This is a genomic window from Streptomyces sp. NBC_00988, assembly GCF_045162645.1.
Lineage (GTDB): Bacteria > Actinomycetota > Actinomycetes > Streptomycetales > Streptomycetaceae > Streptomyces.
Genome location: NZ_CP108730.1, coordinates 1,405,229 through 1,410,652, shown reverse-complemented (window position 1 = coordinate 1,410,652; position 5,424 = coordinate 1,405,229). Strand labels below are relative to the sequence as shown.

6 protein-coding genes are annotated in these 5,424 nt (G+C 71.2%); all 6 read left to right on the top strand.

Features of this window, described 5'->3' with window-relative positions; translation table 11 throughout:
* Nucleotides 1-16: 16 nt before the first annotated feature.
* The 6 genes from OG496_RS06655 to OG496_RS06630 all read left to right on the top strand — a co-directional run bounded on the left by OG496_RS06655 (nucleotide 17) and on the right by OG496_RS06630 (nucleotide 5,369).
* The gene (locus OG496_RS06655; RefSeq protein WP_405969988.1) at nucleotides 17-1,180 is read left to right on the top strand and encodes a cytochrome P450; all 1,164 of its coding nucleotides are present in this window, start codon (nucleotides 17-19) and stop codon (nucleotides 1,178-1,180) included.
* Between the two features lie 5 nt (nucleotides 1,181-1,185).
* Nucleotides 1,186-1,437 carry a ferredoxin gene (locus tag OG496_RS06650; RefSeq protein ID WP_405969987.1) on the top strand — a complete coding sequence of 84 codons (252 nt, stop codon included), beginning with the start codon at nucleotides 1,186-1,188 and terminating at the stop codon, nucleotides 1,435-1,437.
* A 62-nt stretch (nucleotides 1,438-1,499) separates the two neighbouring features.
* Nucleotides 1,500-2,090: a hypothetical protein gene (locus OG496_RS06645; protein WP_399398309.1), complete on the top strand. Its 591-nt coding sequence runs from the start codon at nucleotides 1,500-1,502 to the stop codon at nucleotides 2,088-2,090.
* On the top strand, nucleotides 2,087-3,394 hold the full coding sequence (locus tag OG496_RS06640; RefSeq protein WP_405969986.1) for a peptidoglycan-binding protein: 1,308 nt from the start codon (nucleotides 2,087-2,089) through the stop codon (nucleotides 3,392-3,394). Before OG496_RS06645 ends, OG496_RS06640 begins: the two co-directional genes overlap by 4 nt.
* Nucleotides 3,391-4,113 carry an ABC transporter ATP-binding protein gene (locus OG496_RS06635; protein WP_399398311.1) on the top strand — a complete coding sequence of 241 codons (723 nt, stop codon included), beginning with the start codon at nucleotides 3,391-3,393 and terminating at the stop codon, nucleotides 4,111-4,113. Before OG496_RS06640 ends, OG496_RS06635 begins: the two co-directional genes overlap by 4 nt.
* Nucleotides 4,110-5,369 carry an ABC transporter permease gene (locus tag OG496_RS06630; protein ID WP_399398312.1) on the top strand — a complete coding sequence of 420 codons (1,260 nt, stop codon included), beginning with the start codon at nucleotides 4,110-4,112 and terminating at the stop codon, nucleotides 5,367-5,369. Before OG496_RS06635 ends, OG496_RS06630 begins: the two co-directional genes overlap by 4 nt.
* Nucleotides 5,370-5,424 lie beyond the last annotated feature (55 nt).

Below are 5,424 nucleotides of genomic sequence, written 5' to 3'. Positions count from 1 at the left end.
GAAAGGCAGGACTCGCATGACCCAGTCATTCGAACTACCCGTCGACAAGCGCCGGAACGTGCTGGACCCCGTGCCGGAGCTCCTGGAGATCAGCGCGCGGACGCCTCTTTTCAGGCCTCCTGGGGGGATGCCCCACTGGATCGTGACCGACCGCGAGGTGGTGCGGCAGATCCTCGCCGACGCCGAGCGGTTCTCCAGCATGCCGCCTCCGGAGCAGGACGGCCGCAAGCCCGATCCGCATCCGGGGAGTCTGCTGCAGACGGACGGGGCGGAGCACAGCCGGCTGCGGCGACTGGTGGCGCCGATGTTCACGGTGCGTCAGATGCAGAAGCTGGAACCGATGATGGTGCGGATCGTGGCGGAGCGCCTGGACCTGCTGGAGCGGGCGGGTCGGCCCGCCGACCTGATGCGGCACTTCGCCCGGCCCGTGTCCGGGCTGACCCTTGCCGCGATACTGGGCCTGCCCCGGGACGACCTGCCCGAGCTGTCCCGGCTCGGCGATCACCGTGCCTCCGGGCACAGCTCCCGTCGGCACTCGGCGGCGTCGGAGTACGTCGGGCACTTCCGGAAGCTGGTCACGGCGCAGCGCCGCGATCCGGGCGACGGCCTGGCCGGGATGCTGATCCGGGAGCACGGGGACGCGGTGTCGGACGAGGAGCTGGCCGGGCTCTGCGAGAGCATCGCCAACGGCTCGATCGAGAACACCGCGGAGACGATCGCCCTGGGAACCCTGGCGCTGCTCTGCCACCCCGAGCAGCTGACCCTGCTGCGGGAGCGTCCCGAACTGATGGACCGGGCCGTGGAGGAACTGATGCGCTATGTGTCGGTGGTCGCGGCCGTGTCGCCGCGCACGGCGCTGGAGGACGTCGAGATCGGCGGCGAGGTGATCAAGGCCGGTGAGGTGGTGTCGTGTTCGGTGTTCACCGCGAACCGCTGCCCGTACAGCGACGGTGTCGCGGACGGGCTGGACATCGCCCGGGAACCCGCCAATCACCTGGCCCTGGGGCACGGCATCCACTTCTGCCTGGGCGCGGCGCTGGCGCGGCTGCAGCTGCGCGTGGCCTTCACGGGCCTCCTGGAGCGGTTCCCCGGCCTGCGGCTCGGCGTCGAGGTGGAGGAGCTGCGGTATCGGTCGCTGGCGCCGCAGTTCGGCGTCGAGACGCTGCCGGTCGTGTGGTGAGGCAGGTGGCGAGAGCGGGGCGGATCGAGATCCAGGTGGACCGCGACAGCTGTGTGGGCTCGGGTGCCTGCGCGCTGTTCGAGCCGGACTTCTTCGACCAGTCGGAAGACGACGGCCTGGTGCTGCCGCGCGTGCGTGACGCGGCGCCCGAGGCACTCCAGGCACTGCGGGTGGCCGCTGCCCGCTGCCCTGCCCGCGCCATTGTGCTGGTGCCGTCGGAAGTGCAGGGGAACGTCGCGGGGGACGGGCCGGACTGAACGGTCGCACGGGGCGCCCGTTGCAACCTCGGTGTGACCGGGCGCCCCGTAGAACAGCTGGTATGCCGAACAACTATCAGAAGCGCATGGCCGGGCCGCTCCTGGCGGTCCTGGCCGTGGTGACAGCGGGAACACTCCTCAGCGGCTGCGGCTCGGGTGACGCTGCCGCCGACAGCTCGAACTCCGACCCCTCGTCGTCGAGTTCGTCGAGTTCGTCGGGCGGTACGAGCAACGCGGGCGTGGCCTACGCGCAGTGCATGCGCCAGAACGGCGTCACGAACTTCCCCGACCCGGAGCAGCAGAGCGGGGGCGGCGTGAAACTGGTCATCCCCGAGGGGGTCGACCAGAACTCGCCGACCTTCAAATCCGCCCAGTCGGCCTGCCAGTCGTTGTTGTACCAGGGTGACACCGGCGACGCCGCCGGCAGCCGTGATTTCGACGCCACGAAGGTCGCGGCATGGGCGAAGTGCATCCGTGAGCATGGCGTTCCCAACTTCCCGGACCCCGAGGTGAACGGGAACACGATCGTCATCGATGTCAACAAGTCCGGCCTGTCCGGGCGGGAGGACCCGAACTTCACCAAGGCCGCGGAGGCCTGCTACAGCATCCGGCCCGGCGGCACGCTCGCCTTCATGGGAGGGCCGCAGCAGTGACCGGTCAGGACGGGGGGACCGTCGAGCGGACGGCCGCCGAGGCCTCGGAGGACATCGTGGGCGGGGAGCTGGAGCCCCGGGCCGCGGCTCTCGCCCCCTTGGACGGGAGCGGTGGCGCCGTGGAGGAGCCGCCTTCGACGGGCATCCGCCGGCCACGCCGCGGCATGCGTATCGCGCTGATCGCGGCCTGTGCGGTGGTGATCGCCGTGGCCGCGGTCGGTGCCGCCTCGGGTGCGTTCGGCGGTGGCGGCGAGGAGGACAAGGCGGCGGCGCCCACCGGTCCGCCCGCCACGGCGAAGGTGGAGCGGACGACACTGACCAGCTCCCAGACCATGGACGGGCAACTCGGGTACGGCGACACCTCGGCGGTCCAGGCCCCGTCGACCGGGTCGTCGGCCGGCTCGGCGCAGTCCGGCGGATCGACGCAGGGCGGCGCCGCCTCCTCCGGAATCGTCACCTGGATGCCCTCGGACGGGGAGACCATCACCCGGGGGAAGCCGGTCTACAAGGTCAACCAGGAGTCGGTGCCCCTGCTGTACGGCTCGGTGCCGCTGTACCGGACGCTGAAGCCGGGCAGCACCGGGAGCGACGTCAAGATGCTGGAGCGGAACCTCCGGGCGCTCGGCTACCGGGGCTTCACGGTGGACAGCACCTACAACTCCGACACGGCCGCCGCGGTCGAGAAGTGGCAGGACGACCTCGGACGTGCGGAGACCGGGGAGGTGCAGGTCGGCGACGCGGTGGTGACCTCCGGCGCACGCCGGGTCGCCAAGGCGCAGCTCGCCATCGGAGACGCCCTTTCCGGGGACGTGCTCACCTGGACGGGCACCGACCGGGTCATCTCCGTCGATCTGCCGGTGCAGTACGCGGAGTTGGCGAAGCAGGGCGGGAACACGACGGTCACGCTGCCGGACAACACCACGGTGACCGCCGTGGTGACGGACATCGGTACGCCGACCTCGTCGAGCGACTCCTCGGACCCCGCGTCCTCCGGGGACTCGTCGGGCTCGGACTCCTCGAAGGCCACCATCCCGGTGGAGCTGAAAGTCAAGGACGCCAAGAAGATCGGTTCCTACCAGGCAGCCTCCGTCAGCGTCGAGTTCGCGTCCGCGAGGCGCGACAACGTACTGGCGGTGCCGATCAGCGCCCTGTACGCCCTGCCCCAGGGCGGCTACGCGGTCGAGGTGGTGACCGGGGCGAAGACGGAGTACCGATCGGTGAAGCTCGGGATGTTCGGCAACGGCAAGGTCGAGGTCTCCGGAGTCGGCATCACCGAGGGCACGGTCGTGGGGGTCCCGAAGTGACCGTCGCAGCCCACCCGGTGATCGAGCTGGCCGGGGTCAGCAAGTCGTACGGCGACGTGGCCGCCCTGGTCGAGACGGACCTGGTGGTCCACCGCGGCGAGATGCTCGCGGTCGTCGGCCCGTCGGGTTCGGGCAAGTCCACCATGCTCAACATCATGGGCACGCTGGACCGCCCCTCGGCGGGGACGGTGGCGATCGCCGGCCACGACGTGGACTCCCTCAACGACCGCGAGCTGTCGGCGCTGCGCGCCGGCACCATCGGCTTCGTCTTCCAGCAGTTCCACCTCGCCGCCGGAGTCCCAGCCCTCGACAGCGTGGCCGACGGCCTGCTGTACGGCGGACGGCCGCGCCGCGAGCGGCGTCGGCTCGCCGAGGCGGCGCTGCGCAGGGTGGGCCTGGGGCACCGGCTCCTGCACGAGCCGCAGCAGCTGTCCGGCGGTGAGAAGCAGCGGGTGGCGATCGCCCGCGCGGTGGTCGGCGATCCGCCGCTGCTGCTGGCCGACGAGCCGACCGGCGCGTTGGACTCCCGCTCGGGGACTGTGGTGATGGAGCTGCTCCACGAGCTGCACGAGGCCGGGACGACGGTGGTCGTCATCACCCACGACCGGGACATCTCGGCATCCCTGCCGCGTGAGGTCAGGGTGCGGGACGGCCGTATCGAGCACGACTCGGCGTTGCCGGAGCCCCTGGCCCTGGCGCACACGGGGGTGGAGCGATGAGCCTGACGCATGCGGGCGGTCCCGCCGAACGGGAGCGGCCCTGGGCCGAGTTGCCCCCGCCGCCGCGGCCCCGGCCGGCCCGGCTGAACCTGTCGGACGTGGCCCGGGTGGGCGGCTGGGGTCTGCGCTCGCGGCCCATGAGGGTCTTCCTCTCCGCCCTGGGCATCGCGATCGGCATCGCCGCGATGATCAGCGTGGTGGGCATCTCCACCTCGTCGACGAACGACCTGAACAAGAAGCTGGCCGCGCTCGGCACCAATCTGCTCACGGTCGCCCCCGGTACCACCCTGACCGGCGCGAACGCCCATCTGTCCGACGACGCCGTCGCGATGATCGCGAACCGCCCGGAGGTGATCTCGGCCTCCGCGACGGGTACCACGGACGCGAAGCTCTACCGCAACGACCACATCCCGTCGGTGGAGTCCGGCGGCCTGACGGTGAACGCGGCGCAGACCGATCTGCTCCGGTCCATCGGCGGGGAGATCGTGGACGGCCGCTGGATCAACGGCGCCAGCAGCCGCTATCCCGCCGTGGTGCTGGGCTCGGAAGCGGCGCGGAGCCTCGGGATCCACCAGGCCGGACCGGAAGTGCAGGTGTGGCTCGGCAACCACTGGTTCACCGTGGTGGGTCTGCTGGCACACAACCAGCTGCTGCCGGCCCTTGACACACAGGCGTTCGTGGGCTGGTCGGTGGCGGAGAAGGAACTGTCCTTCGACGGCTATCCGACGACGGTCTACACGCGGGCCAAGGACGCGGACGTCGAGAAGGTGCACAGCGTGCTGGGCCCCACGGTCTCTCCGCAGGATCCCAACGAGGTCAACGTCTCCCGTCCCTCCGACGCGCTGGCCGCCAAGAACGCCACGGACGAGACGCTGAGCGGACTGCTGCTGGGCCTGGGCGGGGTCGCGCTGCTGGTCGGCGGTGTCGGGGTGGCCAACACGATGGTCATCTCGGTGCTGGAGCGGCGCTCGGAGATCGGGCTGCGCCGCTCGCTCGGTGCCACCCGGGGCCAGATCAGGATCCAGTTCCTCGCCGAGGCACTGCTGCTGTCCGGGCTCGGCGGTCTGGGCGGCGTACTGCTGGGCATCGGCGTGACCAACGGCTATGCCGCCTACCAGGGGTGGGTGGCCCTAGTGCCGCTGTGGGCGATGGCCGGCGGCCTGGCCGCCACCCTCGTCATCGGTGGACTGGCCGGCTTCTACCCCGCGGTACGGGCGGCCCGGCTGCCCCCGACCGAGGCTCTCGCGACCAACTAGCCGACACCGTAGGAGGTTTGACATCCGGACCGCGGCGCCCTCGCCGTCCGCCCCC

Bases quoted from the DNA above. Each gene is read 5' to 3' on its own strand.
- OG496_RS06655 (WP_405969988.1), top strand. From the start codon at position 17: ATGACCCAGTCATTCGAACTACCCGTCGACAAGCGCCGGAACGTGCTG.
- OG496_RS06645 (WP_399398309.1), top strand. From the start codon at position 1,500: ATGCCGAACAACTATCAGAAGCGCATGGCCGGGCCGCTCCTGGCGGTC.
- OG496_RS06630 (WP_399398312.1), top strand. From the start codon at position 4,110: ATGAGCCTGACGCATGCGGGCGGTCCCGCCGAACGGGAGCGGCCCTGG.